12 protein-coding genes are annotated in these 15,711 nt (G+C 74.8%); 8 read left to right on the forward strand and 4 right to left on the reverse strand.

Features of this window, described 5'->3' with window-relative positions:
• The first annotated feature begins 25 nt into the window (after positions 1 to 25).
• From ACWEFJ_RS07165 to ACWEFJ_RS07175, 3 genes are all read left to right on the forward strand, one after another.
• Entirely contained in the window at positions 26 to 589 is a 564-nt protein-coding gene (locus tag ACWEFJ_RS07165; RefSeq protein ID WP_449713209.1) for a TetR/AcrR family transcriptional regulator, read from the forward strand.
• A 19-nt stretch (positions 590 to 608) separates the two neighbouring features.
• Positions 609 to 1,493 carry an exonuclease domain-containing protein gene (locus ACWEFJ_RS07170; protein WP_449713210.1) on the forward strand — a complete coding sequence of 295 codons (885 nt, stop codon included), beginning with the start codon at positions 609 to 611 and terminating at the stop codon, positions 1,491 to 1,493.
• Between the two features lie 66 nt (positions 1,494 to 1,559).
• On the forward strand, positions 1,560 to 2,342 hold the full coding sequence (locus ACWEFJ_RS07175) for a GGDEF domain-containing protein (RefSeq protein ID WP_378093100.1): 783 nt from the start codon (positions 1,560 to 1,562) through the stop codon (positions 2,340 to 2,342).
• A gap of 71 nt (positions 2,343 to 2,413) precedes the next feature.
• Here ACWEFJ_RS07175 and ACWEFJ_RS07180 read toward each other — a convergent pair whose 3' ends face one another.
• The 3 genes from ACWEFJ_RS07180 to ACWEFJ_RS07190 all read right to left on the reverse strand — a co-directional run bounded on the left by ACWEFJ_RS07180 (position 2,414) and on the right by ACWEFJ_RS07190 (position 9,098).
• Positions 2,414 to 5,761: a hypothetical protein gene (locus tag ACWEFJ_RS07180; protein WP_449713211.1), complete on the reverse strand. Its 3,348-nt coding sequence runs from the start codon at positions 5,759 to 5,761 to the stop codon at positions 2,414 to 2,416.
• A gap of 200 nt (positions 5,762 to 5,961) precedes the next feature.
• Complete coding sequence (locus ACWEFJ_RS07185; RefSeq protein ID WP_449713212.1) at positions 5,962 to 6,738, reverse strand: hypothetical protein; 777 nt, start codon at positions 6,736 to 6,738, stop codon at positions 5,962 to 5,964.
• A 179-nt stretch (positions 6,739 to 6,917) separates the two neighbouring features.
• On the reverse strand, positions 6,918 to 9,098 hold the full coding sequence (locus tag ACWEFJ_RS07190) for a hypothetical protein (protein WP_449713213.1): 2,181 nt from the start codon (positions 9,096 to 9,098) through the stop codon (positions 6,918 to 6,920).
• Between the two features lie 130 nt (positions 9,099 to 9,228).
• On the opposite strand from ACWEFJ_RS07190, the gene ACWEFJ_RS07195 reads away from it, so the two are divergent.
• Complete coding sequence (locus ACWEFJ_RS07195) at positions 9,229 to 10,422, forward strand: AI-2E family transporter (protein ID WP_378086358.1); 1,194 nt, start codon at positions 9,229 to 9,231, stop codon at positions 10,420 to 10,422.
• Positions 10,423 to 10,425: 3 nt separating this feature from the next.
• Here ACWEFJ_RS07195 and ACWEFJ_RS07200 read toward each other — a convergent pair whose 3' ends face one another.
• Positions 10,426 to 11,622: a GGDEF domain-containing protein gene (locus ACWEFJ_RS07200; RefSeq protein WP_378086356.1), complete on the reverse strand. Its 1,197-nt coding sequence runs from the start codon at positions 11,620 to 11,622 to the stop codon at positions 10,426 to 10,428.
• Between the two features lie 186 nt (positions 11,623 to 11,808).
• On the opposite strand from ACWEFJ_RS07200, the gene macS reads away from it, so the two are divergent.
• The 4 genes from macS to ACWEFJ_RS07220 are packed head-to-tail and all read left to right on the forward strand — an operon-like array spanning position 11,809 to position 15,682.
• A complete protein-coding gene (macS, locus tag ACWEFJ_RS07205) occupies positions 11,809 to 12,951 on the forward strand; it encodes a MacS family sensor histidine kinase (RefSeq protein ID WP_378086354.1) in 1,143 nt (380 codons plus the stop codon).
• Positions 12,948 to 13,598, forward strand: a complete 651-nt coding sequence (locus ACWEFJ_RS07210; RefSeq protein WP_378086352.1) for a response regulator — start codon at positions 12,948 to 12,950, stop codon at positions 13,596 to 13,598. The genes macS and ACWEFJ_RS07210 overlap by 4 nt, the downstream gene beginning before the upstream one ends.
• 3 nt (positions 13,599 to 13,601) lie before the next feature.
• On the forward strand, positions 13,602 to 14,171 hold the full coding sequence (locus tag ACWEFJ_RS07215) for a DUF1707 SHOCT-like domain-containing protein (protein WP_449713214.1): 570 nt from the start codon (positions 13,602 to 13,604) through the stop codon (positions 14,169 to 14,171).
• Positions 14,172 to 14,218: 47 nt separating this feature from the next.
• The gene (locus tag ACWEFJ_RS07220; protein WP_378086348.1) at positions 14,219 to 15,682 is read left to right on the forward strand and encodes an SDR family oxidoreductase; all 1,464 of its coding nucleotides are present in this window, start codon (positions 14,219 to 14,221) and stop codon (positions 15,680 to 15,682) included.
• Positions 15,683 to 15,711: the final 29 nt, after the last annotated feature.

Below are 15,711 nucleotides of genomic sequence, written 5' to 3' on the forward strand. Positions count from 1 at the left end.
GCGGAACCGCGCATACGATCACAGGATGCCACCCGACGCGGCGCGGCGCAGCGACCGTTCGAGGCGGGCGATCCTCGTGGCCGCGTTGGAGCTGGTCGAGGCGCTCGGCTACTCGCGGTTGACCATCGAGGCGGTGGCGGCCCGCGCCGGGGTGGGCAAGCAGACGATCTACCGCTGGTGGCCGTCGAAGGGGCCGCTGCTGTTCGACGCGCTGGTGGAGTTCGGCCCCTCCGAGCCGGACGCGGCGCCGACCGGGGTGCTGGCGGTCGACCTCAAGCGCGAGCTGCGCGCCGCGGCGGAGGAGCTGGCCGAGCGGCGGTTCGACCAGGTGTGCCGGGTGCTGGTGCACGAGGCGCGCACGGACCTCGTGACGTTGCTGCTCATGCCGCGCCGGGTGCTGGTGGAGGAGCGGCTGCGGACCGCCCAGCGGCTGGGCGAGGTGCCGGCCGACGTGGACGTGTCGGCGGCGGCGGAGCTGCTGCTCGGGCCCGTCCACCAGCGGTGGTTCCTGCGGACCGCGCCGCTGACGGGCGAGTTCACCGACGCGGTCGTCGATCTCGTGCTCCGGGCGCTGACGGCCCGACCATGATCGGTAGGGTTCGTCGATCATGGGGTACGCCGTGGTCGACGTGGAGACGACCGGGTTCGCGGCACGCGGTTCGGACCGGATCGTCGAGGTGGCCGTCGTCGGGTTGGACGCCGCGGGCCGGGTGACCGACGAGTGGTGCACCCTGCTCAACCCGAACCGCGACCTCGGGCCGCAGCACGTGCACCGCATCCGCGCGGCCGACGTGTGGCACGCGCCGACGTTCGCGCGGGCGGCAGGCGCGGTCGCGGCACGCCTCGCCGGCCGGGTCGTGGTCGCGCACAACCTGGCGTTCGACGCCCGGTTCCTGACCGCGGAGTTCGCCCGCACCGGCGTGGACCTGCCGATCACGGGCCTGTGCACGATGCGCCTGGCCGACCGGTACCTGCCGCACCGGGCCGGCCGGTCGCTGCGCGACTGCTGCGACGCGGCGGGGGTGGTGCTCGACTCGGCGCACTCCGCGCTGCACGACGCCCGCGCCACGGCCGCGCTGTTCGCCCACTACCTGCGGTTCGGCGTGCCCGACGCCGACCGCGTGCCGCGCGTCCCACTGCCCGACGACGTGACCGAGGTGCGGCGCGGCGCGGCCCCGCCGGTGTCGCGGCGGCCGGAGCTGGTCACGCTGGTGCGGGGCGACCGGGTGGTGTTCACCGGTCGGATGAGCGCGCCGCGCGAGGAGTGGGTCGACCGGGCCGCGTCCGCCGGGCTGGTCAGCCAGGGGTACGTGACCAGGGCGACCAGGGTCGTGGTCGCCGCCGACCCGTTCACGCTGTCGACCAAGGCGCGGCGGGCGCGGGCCTACCGGGTGCCGATCGTGTCCGAAGAGGACTTCGCCGGGATGCTCGACCGGCTGGGCGTTACACCGCCGGCCAAAGATCACCGGACCGAGTGGCCTCGGGCCTATTGAAAAGCCCGCTACCTGCGGGGAGGCTCATCACGGACAGGCCCGGCCTCGGCGGAAGGCACGAGTCCCATGAGTACGGTGCAGACCACGGCCCCCCGTGCGGTGTGGGACGAGTTCGTCTCGGAGCTGCCGGTCGGGGTGCTGCTCCAGGACGACCGCGGTGCGGTGCTCGCGGCCAACCCGATGGCGTCGGCGCTGCTGCGCGACGCCAACGCCCGCGACGACTTCGGCGCGCCGCTGCCGAGCTGCGCCGAGCTGGCCGCGCAGGTGCTGCGCACCGGGTCGCCCCTGACGATCCCGATGGTGCTGCCGCACGCCCAGGTGTGGGCCGAGTACTACCCGGTCGAGGTGCGCGGCCAGGTGCTCGTGCTGCTCCGGCCGGTGCAGGCGGACGTGCCGCACAGCGCCGGGCTGCTCGACGCGCTGACCGGCCTGCCGGGGCGGGCGCTGCTGCTCGACCGGCTGGACCAGGCGCTGATCCGGGCCCGCACCCGCGGCACGTTGGCGTCGCTGGTGCTGGCGGACGTGCACCGGATGGCCGAGGTGAACGTGGCGCACGGCTTCCGCCGCGGCGACGAGCTGCTGGCCGTGCTGGCGAACCGGCTGCGGAAGGGTTTACGGGCGGACTACACCGTGGCGCGGTACGGCGGCGACTCGTTCGCCGTGGTCGCGGAGCACCCGGACGGCAGCGGCGAGGCGATCGCGGCCCGGGTGCGCGAGCTGGCCGGGAGGGCGGTGCGGCTCGGCGGCGAGCGGGTCCGCACCGACGTGCGGGTGTGCTGGGTGACCAGCGACGGCGAGGCGCCGGTGCACTCGGTGGTCGCGCACGTGGAGGAACGCCTGCGCCGGTGACCCCCGGAACGCGGACCGGGCCCCGGCACTGGTGTGCCGGGGCCCGGTCGCGGGAGGTGCGGATCGGCGGATCAGATCCGCGGCATCACGGTGGTGTCCTCCAGCGCGTTGAACACGGTGCGCGCGTCGATGCCGGCCAGGGCCGGCTGGGTGAACTGCGTCGCGCCGGCGCCACCCTGCAGCGGGTTGACGTTCGCGCCGCTCAGCGACAGCGGCGGCAGGGTCGTGGCGCCGCTGCGCGGCTGGGCCACACCGGGGACCGGCAGCACGAACGGCAACCCGGCCGGGGCGGCGACGGGCAGGCCGGACAGGCTGCGGCCCTGGCCGACGCCGGGGACCGGCACGTTCTGCAGGCCCGGCAGGACCACGGTGGTGTCGAGCTCGTCGAGCAGCGGCAGGGTGCCGGTGAACGACCGCTCGCCGGCGACCGTGGCGACCGACTCGGACACGCCCCGGGACAGGACGGGCACCGCCAGGGTCACCGCGTGGATGCTCTCCTCCACCTTGGGCAGCAGGTGGTTGACGTGGCCGACGCGCGGCAGCTGCGCGGTGGGCAGGTCCGCCCGGCGGCCGGTGGCCTTGCCGAGGCCCAGGCCGCGCGGGTCCACGTCCGGCGCGTCGATGTCGGGCGCGTCCAGGTCGGGCGCGTCCAGGTCCGGGGCGTCCAGGTCGGGCGCGTCGATGTCCGGCGCGTCGATGTCGGGCCGGGGCAGCCCGGCCATCGGGGCCTGGACCCGGTCCAGCGTCCCGCGGGCCAGCGGACCGGCCTGCCCGACGCCCGTCAGCGGCACGCCGCGCAGCTCCTCCAGGCCCGGGACGCCCAGCGGCAGCCGGTACTGGGCCAGCCGGTTCACCACGTCCAGGTTCGGCAGCTCGGTCGCCCGCAGCAGGCTGTCGACGCCGGCCGGGAGCTGGATGCCCCGGGTCGCGTCGGTCTCGCGGGTCGGGTCGCCCTGGTCGTCACCGGTGCGCACGTCGTTGTGGTCCTGCGCGTTGGTGGTCGCGGTGCCGAGCACGTCCACCGGGATGCCGAACACGCGGGCGAACGCCTCGGTCGGCGTCTCGATGTCGTGCGCGGTGACCGGGCCGCGGCCCGAGGTCGTGGTCACGCCGCCGGACTGGCTCTTCGACCGGCTCGCGGTCGCGGCGTCCGCCAGACCCGCGACGGTCACCGCGTCACCGTGCACGGACGGCGTGACGCCCGCGGGCGCGGTGAGCAGGTTGCCCGACCAGGCGCCGTCCTCGGCCGAGGTCAGGTGCCGACCGCCGGTGATCAGGCCGGTCTTGTTGTCGGTCTGGGACTCGCCGTTGCCGGCCGCGGTGACCGCGTCGCCGAACACCTGCAGCGGGATCGCCGGCTGCGCGCCGATGCCGTTGCCCGAGAACGAGGCGTCGTCACCGGAGGTCTGCACGTCGCCGCCGGAGTACGAGCCGAACTGGTTGCGGCTCTCCGACTCGACGTTGCTGCCAGCGCCGACCGCGCTGCCGAACACCTGCGGCGAGGACGCCTGCGGCAGCGACAGCACGTTGCCGGACAGCGAGCCCTCGTCGCCGGTGGTGACGGCGGCGCCGCCGGAGCGGGAGTCGAGCTTGCTGTCGGTGTCGGACGAGCCGTTGCCGACGGCGACCGCCGAGTCGCCGAAGACCTGGGCCGGGTTCGAGGTGGGGACGTGCACGATGTTGCCGGACACCGAGCCGTGCTTGCCGTTGGCCGTGGGCGGGTTGCCGAGGTCGATCGTGGTGTCGCTGTCGGTGCGGGACGTCGGGTTGGCGACCGCGCCGCCCGAGTTGCCGAACACCTGGCCGCCCAGGGCGGTCGGGGCGGACACGACGTTGCTGGACACGGTGCCGTTGTCGTCCACGCTGGTCGCCACCCGGCCGGAGCGGACGAGCTTGGTCTCGTCGGCGCGGCCGGTGGGGGTGCCCGCCGCGCCGACGCCGTTGCCGAACGCCTCGGCCGGCAGGCCGACCGGCACCTGGCCGACGTTGCCCGAGCCGACCGCGTCGTTGCCGGTCGTGCCGTTGTAGCCGCCGGAGACCGCGGTGACGTCGTTGCGGCAGTCCGAGTCGGCGATGCCGGCGCCGGTCAGGCCGTTGCCGCACAGGTCGGCGGCGCCGGCCGGCGGCAGGTTGGCCGCGTTGGCCGACAGCACGGACCGGTCGCCCGTGGTGTAGGTGTCGCCGCCCGCGACGGCCGTGGCCTCGTTCGCGTGCCGGGCGTTGGTGTTGCCGACGCCCGACAGCGAGTTGCCCGCGCCGGAGACCGGCAGCGCGGTCGGGGTGTCGGCGAAGTTGCCGGACAGCACCGCGTCCTGGCCGGAGGTGATGCTGTTTCCGCCCGCCTCGGCGTCGTGGGCCATGCCGTTGGCGACGCGCGAGTTGCCCAGGCCCGCCACGGCGTTGTCGCCCGCGGCGACGGGACCGGCGAACCCGGGCTGGGCCACGTTGCCCGCCAGGGTGCCGTCGTCGCCGGACGTGGTGAGCCACATCGGCACGCCGGGCCGGTCGGCCGGGTCGCCCGCGTCCGCCGAGGCCCGGTTCTCGGTCACCGTCTCCGCGTTGCCCGCGGCGCCGACGCCGTTGCCGGTGACCGCGACGACCGGGGCCACGGGCACGCCGACGACGTTGCCGCCGCCCGTGCTGCGCTTGCCCGTGGTCTCCAGCGAGCCGGCCGCCTTGGCGTCGTTGGCGGAGGTGGCCTCGCTGTAGGAGTTGCCGCCCGCGGCGACCGCGTTGTTGGTCACCTGCATCGGCACGGCGCCCTGCACGGCGGCGATGTTGCCCGACAGCGAGCCGTCCTGGCCCGAGGTCGAGACGTTGTCGCCCGCGATCGCGTACTGGTGCGAGTCGGTGCGGGTCTCGGCGTTGGCCAGCGCGGCGATGGCGTTGCCGTTGACCTGCGGGGAGAGGGCGGCGGCGCCGTGCGCCACGTTGCCCGCCAGGGGACCGTACGAGCCGTCGGTCCGGATGTCGCCGGTGCTGGTGGCCGACTGGACGCAGTTGCCGTCGCTGTAGGCGTCGCCGGTCGCGGCGATCGCGTTGCCGCAGACGCTGACCGGCACGACCACGTCCGCGTCGGCGGTGTTGCCGCGGGCGAAGCCGGCGGCGTCGACGCCGGTGACCCGCTCCATCGTGGCGCGCACCAGGGGGTTGGTGGGGCCGGCGAGGTCGCGGACCGGGGTGTCCGCCGCGCTCGGCGTGCCGATCTCCTGGTGGATCGTCGGCAGCTGGTGCTGGCCGGCGAGGGTGCCCAGGTGGTTGTGGTCGATGTCGACCGGAACGCGCACCTTCGCGTCGAGCGGGTTCGGCTTCGCGTCGGGGTTGACGTTCTCCTGGGCTGATGCGATGCCCGTGCCGAGCATCAGCAGACCACCCGTGACAAGTGCGGTCTGGAGACCGCGCTTGGCCCAGGTTTGCATGGGTTCTCCTTCTTCCGGTGTCCCTTGCGGGAGGTGAGAGGCGGTCGGACGCGGTGACCGCGTCGGGAGACGACGACCGCCCGGTTCTTCAGGGGGTGTGGAGGCGCGGCGTCTCGACCGTGGGGAGCGCACGCAAAACGGCGCGACGGTCGATCACCGGGTCGGCTCGTCGATGAGCCGCCGCGGACCGCGCGCTGGGGTCAGTCGGGCGTGATGCCGGGCTGCTTGCCCGGCATCACGGCGTGCCGCTCGGTGGCGGGGAACAGAGCCCGGGCCACCGCGGCGTCGATGGGGTCGGTCGAGCCGACCGTGAAGGGACCGCTGCCGCCGCCGGCCGAGCCGGAGCCGTCACCGGTGCAGGAGCAGTGGGCCGGCGCGCCGACGGGCACGAACGGCATCGACGGCACCCCGGACGGGTCTCCCGGCAGGGAGGGCGCGTCCTCGGCGGGCTGCGCGACGACCACGTGGCCCGGCGCGTCCAGCCACGTGCGGCTGAGCTTGCCGAACACCCCGTGCACCACCGGGGTGCCCGCGGAAACCGGCACGGCGGTGGTGGCCGGGGTGGCCTCGGTGACGCGCTGCGCCGCGGCGGTGTCGACCTCGACGTCGACGGGCGCCTGCTCGGCGGCGCGCGGCCGGATCCAGTCCCGCACGCCTCCGACGGCGCCGCGGAGGTCGTCCGCGACCCGGCGCAGGTCGGGTGGGGTGGGTTCCGGCACGCGCGGGCTGCGCAGCGCCGAGTCCAGCTCGTGCACGGCCGCGCCGACCGGGGTCAACGCGGACGCGACCGGACCGGCCGGCGCGTGCTGCGCGAGCCCGGCGACCACGTCGGTGTCGACCGGGATCTGCGCGGACGCGGCGGAGGTGGACAGCGCCCAGGCGGCGGCGGTGCCGGCCAGCGTGCCGCCCGCGACCAGCAGGGCACGGGAGAGCAGCCGCCGAACGCGGCTCGCCCCCGTTCCCGCTCGCTGGTCCACGCGCGACATTCGCTGCCTACCTCCGCCGAAAGCACCTGGGATTCGCCGGCGACGTGATCAGGTGATCAAGCCGACGCCGAGAGCGTGCCATCACGGGAGGCGGCGGCGCACTCCTTCGCGCCCTGGTTCGCCGGATCGTGTGACGAACACGGGGTGTTCCGACGCGTGACGCGGGGTAGTCAGACGCGCTTGAGGACCCGGGCCGCGCCGGCCGCCGCGGTGGACGCCAGGATCCAGCCGACCGCGATCAACGTGCTGGAGATCCACTGGGACGCGCCGGCGAACCGCCACTTGCCGTCCTGGCCGAGGTCCACGATCGGGATCAGCAGGTCCATCGCCAGCAGCCAGGCGTTCCAGGACGGCGACTCGTCGTCGTTGAGCTTCGGCATCTCGTGGCCGAGGAACCAGAGCGAGCCGAACAGCCAGAACGCGGTCAGCCAGGCGATCGCGAGCCACGGCCGGTAGCCGTAGCCGACCGTCCAGCGCTGCAGGAAGCCCCACACCCGGCCCGCCGGGCCCAGCTCGGAGTAGCGCCGGTGCTGCTTCTCCAGCTGCACGACCTGCGCCAGCTCCTCCTCGCCGCCGTCGCGGTACACGGTGGCCAGCTGCTCGTACGGGCCGGGCGCGAAGTCCGGCTGCACCAGGCGCAGCCAGCGCAGCCGGGTGCGCACGTCGACGTGCGGGGTGGACGCGATGGAGCGGAACGTGAAGTCCTCCACGTCCACCCCGCCGGTGGCCGCCCACAGCCCGGGGCCGTCCAGCACGGTGGCGGCGGCGACCCTGGTCAGCACGACCCGGCCGACCGGCGTGCGGTCCTCCGACAGCCGCAGCACGAGCTGGCTCACGGTGAGGCCGTACGCGTTCAGCGCGATGTCGCCGCCCGGGCCGCCCAGCCGGGCGCCCGCGAACGTGGCCATCTTGCCGACCTCGGCCAGCCGGAGCCGCACGCCGCCCGCCGCGGTGAAGCCGTGGCTGCACAGCAGGTCCTTGCCGATCGTGGCCACGCGGGCGTCCAGCGACGGCTTCACCGTGCCGTCCGGGCGGCGGCGCGGCGCGAGCAGGGACGCGCCGGAGCAGTCGAGGGTCGAGCCGATCTCGGCGTTCTGCAGCCGCAGCGAGCCCCGGGCGCGCAGGTCGCGGAGGAACAGCGTGCCGCCGACCCGCAGCCGGTCGGCGAACAGCACGTCGATGCCGGGTCCGTGCAGCTCGACGCCGGAGAGGGACGCGCTGCCGCGCACGTGCGCGTCCACCAGGCGGACCTGGCCGTACGCGCGGAACGCGCCCTCGCGGTCGCCGTCGCCGTTGTGCGCGCCGCGCGCTTCGAGGTCGCCGCGCACCTGGATGCCGTCGGCGTGCAGGGCGACGGGGATGCGCTGGACGTCCTCGCCGGTGGGGGTCGCGGGCTCCGCCGGCGCCTCGCCCCGGCCGATCACCGCGCCCGACAGCCGCAGGTAGCCGCCGATCTCGGCGTTGGGCAGGCGGACCGTGCCGGAGGAGGTGAAGCCGTCGTCCAGCTCCACGTTGCCCTCCACCCGCAGGCGGTCGGCGACGAGCGCGGCGGCCTCGTCGGCGGTGCCGCGCGGGATCACCAGCACCGGGCGGTCGACCACGCTGGCGTGCAGCCGGGCGCCGGAGAACACGACGCTGCCGCCGACCCGCGCGCCGTCGAGCAGGATGCGGCCCTCGGCGGTGAACCGGCCGCCCTCGGCGTCGCAGAACAGGGAGCCCGCGATGGCGACGCCGGTGGCGTCCAGGGCGTTGCGGCCGGCGTTGACCAGCCGCGCGCCGCCCAGGTGCACGTTGCCGCCGACGTTCGCGCCGCGCAGCCGCACCTCGCCGCCCGCGCGCAGCGCGATGGCCTGCAACGAGCCGGACAGCCGGATGCGGGCGGCGAGCAGGGCGTGCCCGTCGCCCCGGCCGCGCAGCACCGCGCCCGCGAGCCGGCACGTGCCCTCGACCGCGGCGTCGGTCAGGTCGACCACGCCGTCGCTGGTGAACCCGGCCTCCAGCACCAGGTCGCTGGCGACGCGCAGGTTGCGGCCCCACAGTCCGGGGACCCGGCAGCCGCGCATCCGCAGCCCGACCAGGCGGGCCATGCGCAGGTCCGGCGGTCGTTCGAAGGTGCAGTCGAGGAAGTCGACGACGTGCTCGACCCGCGCCCCTTCGAGCGCGAACGAGCCCACGACGTGCGCGCCCACGAGCCGGAGCGCGGCGGTCCGCCCGCCGTCGGCGAGCAGGGACGTCAGCAGCTCGCCGCGGACCGTGCGGTCCCGTCGGGGCTCCTTCGGGTCGAATCGCAGGGGGCGCCCGGCGGCGAAGGCGGCGCGGACGGCGTCCTCGACGGTCTCCTCGGCGGTCACGCCCGCGATCCGATCACCCGGACCCCGTGTCCCGCCGGGTTTTGCGGGAATCCGCGACGTGGGCTTCGACATGGGCCCGCGGCGCGCGCTCGGCGCCCCCGGGGCGGCCGGGCGGACTACCGTGATCGGCGTGACGGGGAAGGAATCGAAGATCAGCGACAACGTGCCCGGCCTGCTGCGCGTGTCGGCGGCCTTGAGCTGGCGGTTCGTGGCCGTGGTCGCGGCGCTCTACGTGGTGTTCCACGTGGTCGGGTTCCTGGCCACGATCGTCATCCCGGCCGGGGTGGCGCTGCTGCTGGCCGCGCTGCTGTCGCCCGCGGTGTCGCAGCTCACCAAGGCGGGCATCCCGCGCGGGCTGTCCACGGGCGTGGTGCTGGTGGGCGGCATCGCGGTGGTCGGCGGCGTGCTCACGTTCGTGATCACCGAGTTCTCCAAGGGCCTGCCGCAGCTGCAGGAGCAGGTCAGCGCGAGCCTCGACACCATCCAGGACTGGTTGAAGGCCGGGCCGCTGCACCTGAGCGACCTCCAGCTCCAGCAGTACCTCGACCGGGTGCTGGAGACGGTGAAGGAGAACCAGGCCGAGATCACGTCCGGCGCGCTCACCACGGCGGCCACCGTCGGCGAGCTGCTGACGGGGCTGATCCTGGCGCTGTTCACGCTGATCTTCTTCCTGCACGACGGCGACGGGATCTGGCGGTTCCTGATCCGGATCGTGCCGCGCGACGTGCGGGACCGGGCCGACGTGGCGGGCCGGCGCGGGTTCGCCTCGCTGGTGTCGTACGTGCGGGCGACCGCGCTGGTGGCCGTGGTGGACGCGGTGGGCGTCGGCATCGGCCTGTGGATCGTGGACGTGCCGCTGGTGGTGCCGCTCGCGGCGCTGGTGTTCCTCGGCGCGTTCATCCCGATCGTGGGCGCGGTCATCACCGGCGCGGTGGCGGTGCTGGTGGCGCTGGTGGCCAACGGCCCGCTGGAGGCGCTGATCATCCTGGCCGTGCTGATCGGCGTGATGCAGCTGGAGAGCCACGTGCTGCAGCCGCTGCTGCTGGGGCGCGCGGTGAAGCTGCACCCGCTGGCCGTGGTGCTGGCGATCACCACGGGCCTGGTGGTCGGCGGCATCGCCGGCGCGCTGCTGTCCGTGCCGCTGCTCGCGGTGCTGAACTCGGGCATCAGGTCGCTGCTGTCGGAGTCGGACAAGGCGGTCGAGCCGCGCCAGGTCGACGTGCTGGAACCGCAGGAGAGCGGCCCGGTCGACACCGGCGGCGACCGGGTGGACGACCCCGAGGGCGACGAGGGCCCGACCGCGCGGCACAGCGGGCGGCGGTAGCGGTCAGGCCATCTCGACCAGGTTGCGGCCGTAGCCCTTGGCGGCCAGCAGCGCCGCGTCGGCGGCCACCAGCAGGTCGGGCAGCTCGTAGCCGAACCGCTGCGTGGTCGCCACGCCGATGCTCACGGTGAGCCCGGTGAGCAGGTGCTCCCGGCCGTCGGTGCCGACGGTCGGCACGGCCAGGTCGGCCACGGCGTGCCGCACGCGTTGGGCGACGGACCGGGCGACGGCCGGCTCGGCGTCGGGCAGGAGCACGACGAACTCCTCGCCGCCGAAGCGGCCGACGAGGTCGCCGCGGCGGACCGTGCCGGTCAGCAGCAGGGCCACCGCGCTGAGCGCCGAGTCGCCCGCCAGGTGGCCGACCTCGTCGTTGACCCGCTTGAAGTGGTCGAGGTCGAGCAGCATCACGGCCATCGGCCGGTTGCGCACCCGCGCCTTGGACAGCTCGTAGCGGGCCCGGCCGTCCCAGTGCACGGCGTTGGCCAGGCCGGTCTTGGCGTCGCGCTGCGCGGAGCGCCGCCACTGCGGCAGCTGGGCCGCGCGTTCGAGCAGGGCCAGCGGCGGCCCGGCCATCAGCGCGTGCACCGGGGTGGTGAGCGCGGAGAACCCCATGAGGCCGCCGATGCTCACCGCGACGACGCCCAGCACCACGTCGATCGGCTCGCCGATGACCTCCTCGCCGGGCGCGCGCGGGCTGCGCAGCTTGAGGCCGAGCGCGATCAGGCCCGCCCGGACCACCAGCAGCACGGTCGCGCCGAGCACCATGACGGCGAGGTCGGTGCTGGGCTCGGCCCAGCCGATGGCGAAGCGGGTGCCGAACACGGCCAGGGTGGTCGCGGACAGCGTGAACACCCAGCGGTGCGCCTCCGGGCGCTGGGTCAGCACGCCGTGCAGCGCGGGGCCGAAGAGGAGCAGGACGAGCAGGTTGCACGGCAGCGCGACCAGGCCCGCGGTGAGGTAGCAGAGGTGGGCGGCCCACGGGTTGCGCGCCGACTCGCCGACCCGGTGGCTGTGGATCGAGCTGCCGATGATCACCGCGCCGGCGGTGCCCGCGATGGCCGCGAACCGGCCGATCTCCCCCGGCTCGGGCTGCGGCTGCGTCACGATCGCGTAGACGACGACGGCGAGCGCGAGGGCGTCCACCAGCAGCCAGTAGGCCAGCGCGGACCGCCGGAGCGTCCACAATGGCCAGTGGCGCACGCTCGGCCCTCCCTCGCCGCGGCAGCCCACGACGTGATCCCCACCGGGGAGCGGATCAGCGTCCGCGGGATCACGCTCGGTGACTCCCGTCAGCCTTCCACAGGTGTCGGTATCGGAACAGACGGCCACCTGGGGGTTAGCCAGGCCACTCCGACACGGCAAGATTGGGGGCGAAGGGAGCACACCGTGCACACAAGGCCATCCGACCAGGGGACAGCGGTCCTGGAGGACCCGGTCGCGCACCTCTGGCGGGGAACGGTAGCGCTACGCGTAGTGACGTTCCTGTTCGCCTTGGGCAACGCGATCGACCAGCACTCCGAGTACGAGCGCCCGTGGCTCGCCTGGGCGGCCATCGGGGCGATGGCGCTGTGGTCGGTGTTCACCATCCAGGCGTACAGCCGGGAGACCGGCCGGCGGTCGTGGGTCGTGGTCGCGGACGTCGCGGTCACCTGCGGCCTGATGTCGCTCTCGCCGCTGATCATGACGGACGCCCAGTTCCTGTTCAACGTCCCGCTGATCACCACCATCTGGGCGGCCTGCCCGCCGGTCGCGGCGGGCGCGCTGGGCGGTCAGGTCGCGGGCGCGGCGTCCGGGCTCGTCGTGGGGCTGAGCACCTACCTCAACCGCGGGGTGCTGTCGGTGGACCTGGTGCGCGACGTCGTCCTGCTGGCGGGCGCGGGGTTCGTGGTGGGCATGGCGTCGTCCACGGCGAAGCGGTCGGCGGTGCGGCTGGCGCAGGCGCTGCGGACCGAGGCGGCCACGGCGGAGCGCGAGCGGCTGGCGCGGTCCATCCACGACGGTGTGCTCCAGGTGCTCGCCCGGGTGCGCAAGCGCGGCACGGAGCTGGGCGGCGAGGCCGCGGAACTCGCCGAGCTGGCCGGCGAGCAGGAGGTCGCGCTGCGGTCCCTGGTGGCCGCCGCGCCCACCGAGTCCACCGTGGACGGTGACGCGGACCTGCGGCCGGCGCTCCAGCTGCTGGCCACGTCCCGGTTCCAGGTGTCCACACCGGCCACGCAGGTGATGCTGCCCGCCTCGACCGCGTTCGAGCTGACCGCCGTCGTGCGCGAGGCGCTGTCCAACGTGGACAAGCACGCGGGCCCGGACGCGCGGGCGTGGGTGCTGCTGGAGGACCTCGGCGAGGAGGTCGTGATCAGCGTGCGCGACGACGGCCCCGGCATCCCCGAGGGCAGGCTCGCCTCGGCCGAGGCGGAGGGCCGGATGGGTGTGGCCCAGTCGATCCGGGGCCGGGTCGAGTCGCTGCGTGGCACCCTTGACCTGCAGACGGGGCCGGGGGAGGGCACCGAGTGGGAGGTGCGGGTATACCGATGAGCGTGTCCGTGATGGTGGTGGACGACCACCCGCTGTGGCGCGACGGCGTCGCGCGCGACCTGTCCGAGCGCGGTTTCGAGGTGGTCGCCACCGCCGGCGACGCCGCCTCGGCGGTGCGGATCGCCCGCGCGGTGCGCCCCGACGTGGTGCTGATGGACCTCAACCTCGGCGAGACCACGGGGGTGGAGGCCACCACGATGATCACCGGGTCGCTGGAGGGCACCCGGGTGCTGGTGCTGTCCGCGAGCGGCGAGCACAGCGACGTGCTGGAGGCGGTGAAGGCGGGCGCGTCCGGCTACCTGGTGAAGTCGGCGTCGGCCGAGGAGCTGGTGGAGGCGGTGAACCGGACCGCGGCGGGCGACGCGGTGTTCACCGCCGGGCTCGCCGGGCTGGTGCTGGGCGAGTACCGGCGCATGGCCGCCACGCCGGACGAGGACAAGCCGCAGCTCACCGAGCGGGAGACCGAGGTGCTGCGGCTCGTGGCCAAGGGGCTGACCGCGCGGCAGATCGCGAACCGGCTGGTCATCTCGCACCGCACGGTGGAGAACCACGTGCAGTCCACCCTGCGCAAGCTCCAACTGCACAACCGCGTCGAGCTGGCGCGGTACGCGATCGAGCACGGTCTCGACGTCGAACCGGAGGGCTGAGCCATGACCGACCCGAGGCAGCTGCGGGTGTCCGACGCCGAGCGCGAGCACGTCGTCGGCCTGCTGCAGAAGGCGATCGGGCGCGGCCTGATCACCCTGGACGAGTTCACCGAGCGCACCGACACCGCGCTGGCCGCGCGCACCCGCGGCGAGCTGAACGCGGTGCTGCTGGACCTGCCCGGCATGGTGCACCGGGAGCAGGCGGTGGGCGTGCCGCAGGACCGGCAGGAGCTGAAGTCCACCATGTCGACGGTCAACCGCAAGGGCAACTGGGCGGTGCCCCGGCAGCTCCTGGTGCGCAACCGGATGGGCACGACGGACCTGGACTTCCGCGAGGCGTCCATCCCGCACGCGGTGGTGGACATCGAGCTGGACGTGACCGCCGGGTCGGTGAAGCTGGTGCTGCCGGACGGCGCGACGGTCGACGCCGACGGCGTCGAGCTGGCCGCGAGCAACCTGAAGGACAAGGTGGGCACGGGCGCGCACGGGCGGCCGCACTTCGTGGTGCACGGCCACGTGCGCGCGGGCAACGTGGAGATCAAGAAGAAGACTCGCTGGTTCCGCCACGCGTGACCGCCTCCCGTCGTGCGGGGTGACCGCCGCCCGGCGAGGATCGCGGTGTGCACTGCCTCGTCACCGGCGCGACCGGTTACCTCGGCGGCCGGCTCGTGCCCCGGCTGCTCGCGGCGGGCCACCGGGTCAGGTGCCTGGTCCGCGACCCGCGCAAGCTGCGCGACGTGCCGTGGGCCGACCGGGTCGAGGTGGCGCGCGGCGACGTGCTCGACCCGGCGTCGCTGGACGCCGCGATGCGCGACGTGGACGTGGTGCACTACCTCGTCCACTCGCTGAGCGTGCCCGACTTCGCCGACGCCGACCGGCGCGCGGCCGAGCACACCGCCCGCGCCGCGGCGGCCGCGGGCGTGCGCCGGATCGTCTACCTGGGCGGCCTGCACCCGCCCGGGGTGGCGCTGTCGCCGCACCTGGCCTCGCGCAAGGAGGTCGGGGACGTGTTCCTGCGCGGCCCGGTGCCCGCGGTGGTGCTCCAGGCGGCGGTCGTCATCGGGTCGGGGTCGGCGAGCTTCGAGATGCTGCGCTACCTGACCGAGCGCCTGCCCGTCATGGTCACGCCGCGCTGGGTGCGCAACCGGGTCCAGCCGATCGCGGTGCGGGACGTGCTGCGGTACCTGGTCGAGGCGGTGGACCTGCCCGCCGACGTGCACCGGTCGTTCGACATCGGCGGCCCGGACGTGCTGACCTACCTGGAGATGATGCTCCGGTACGCCGAGGTGGCCGGGTTGCCGCGGCGGCGCGTGCTGCCGGTGCCGCTGCTCACGCCGCGGCTGTCCGCGCACTGGGTCGACCTGGTCACGCCGGTGCCCCGGGCGATCGCCGCGCCGCTGATCGAGTCGCTGGTGCACGAGGTGGTGTGCCGGGAGCACGACGTCGAGGCCGTGATGCCGGGCGAGAACACCGGCTACGACCGCGCGGTCGCGCTGGCGCTGGCGAAGGTCCGGGACGCCGACGTGGAGACCCGCTGGTCGGGCGCGTCGTTGCCGGGCGCGTCCGCGCAGCCGCTGCCGACCGACCCGGACTGGTCGGGCGGCTCGGCCTACGTCGACGAGCGGGAGCGGCGGACCCCGGCGTCGCCGGAGCGGCTGTGGCGGGTCGTGGAGGGCATCGGCGGCGAGCACGGCTGGTACTCGTTCCCCCTGGCCTGGGCGGTGCGCGGGTGGCTGGACCGGCTGGTCGGCGGGGTCGGGCTGCGCCGCGGCCGGCGCGACCCGAGGCGGCTGCACGTCGGCGAGGCGCTGGACTGGTGGCGGGTCGAGGAGCTGGACCGGGGCCGGCTGCTGCGGCTGCGCGCGGAGATGCGGGTGCCCGGCCGGGCGTGGCTGGAGCTGCGGGTCGCGGCGGCGGAGGGAGGCGGCTCGACCTACCGGCAGCGGGCCGTCTTCGTGCCGCGCGGGCTGGCCGGGCACGTGTACTGGTGGCTGGTGTGGCCGTTCCACGGGGTGGTCTTCGAGGGCATGGCGCGCAACATCACCTGTGAAGCTGAACTTACGAGTGAATTCAGAAAGTCCTGATGGACTGCACAAGAGGGCCGGGGCACACT

This window comes from Actinosynnema sp. NPDC004786 (genome assembly GCF_053601135.1).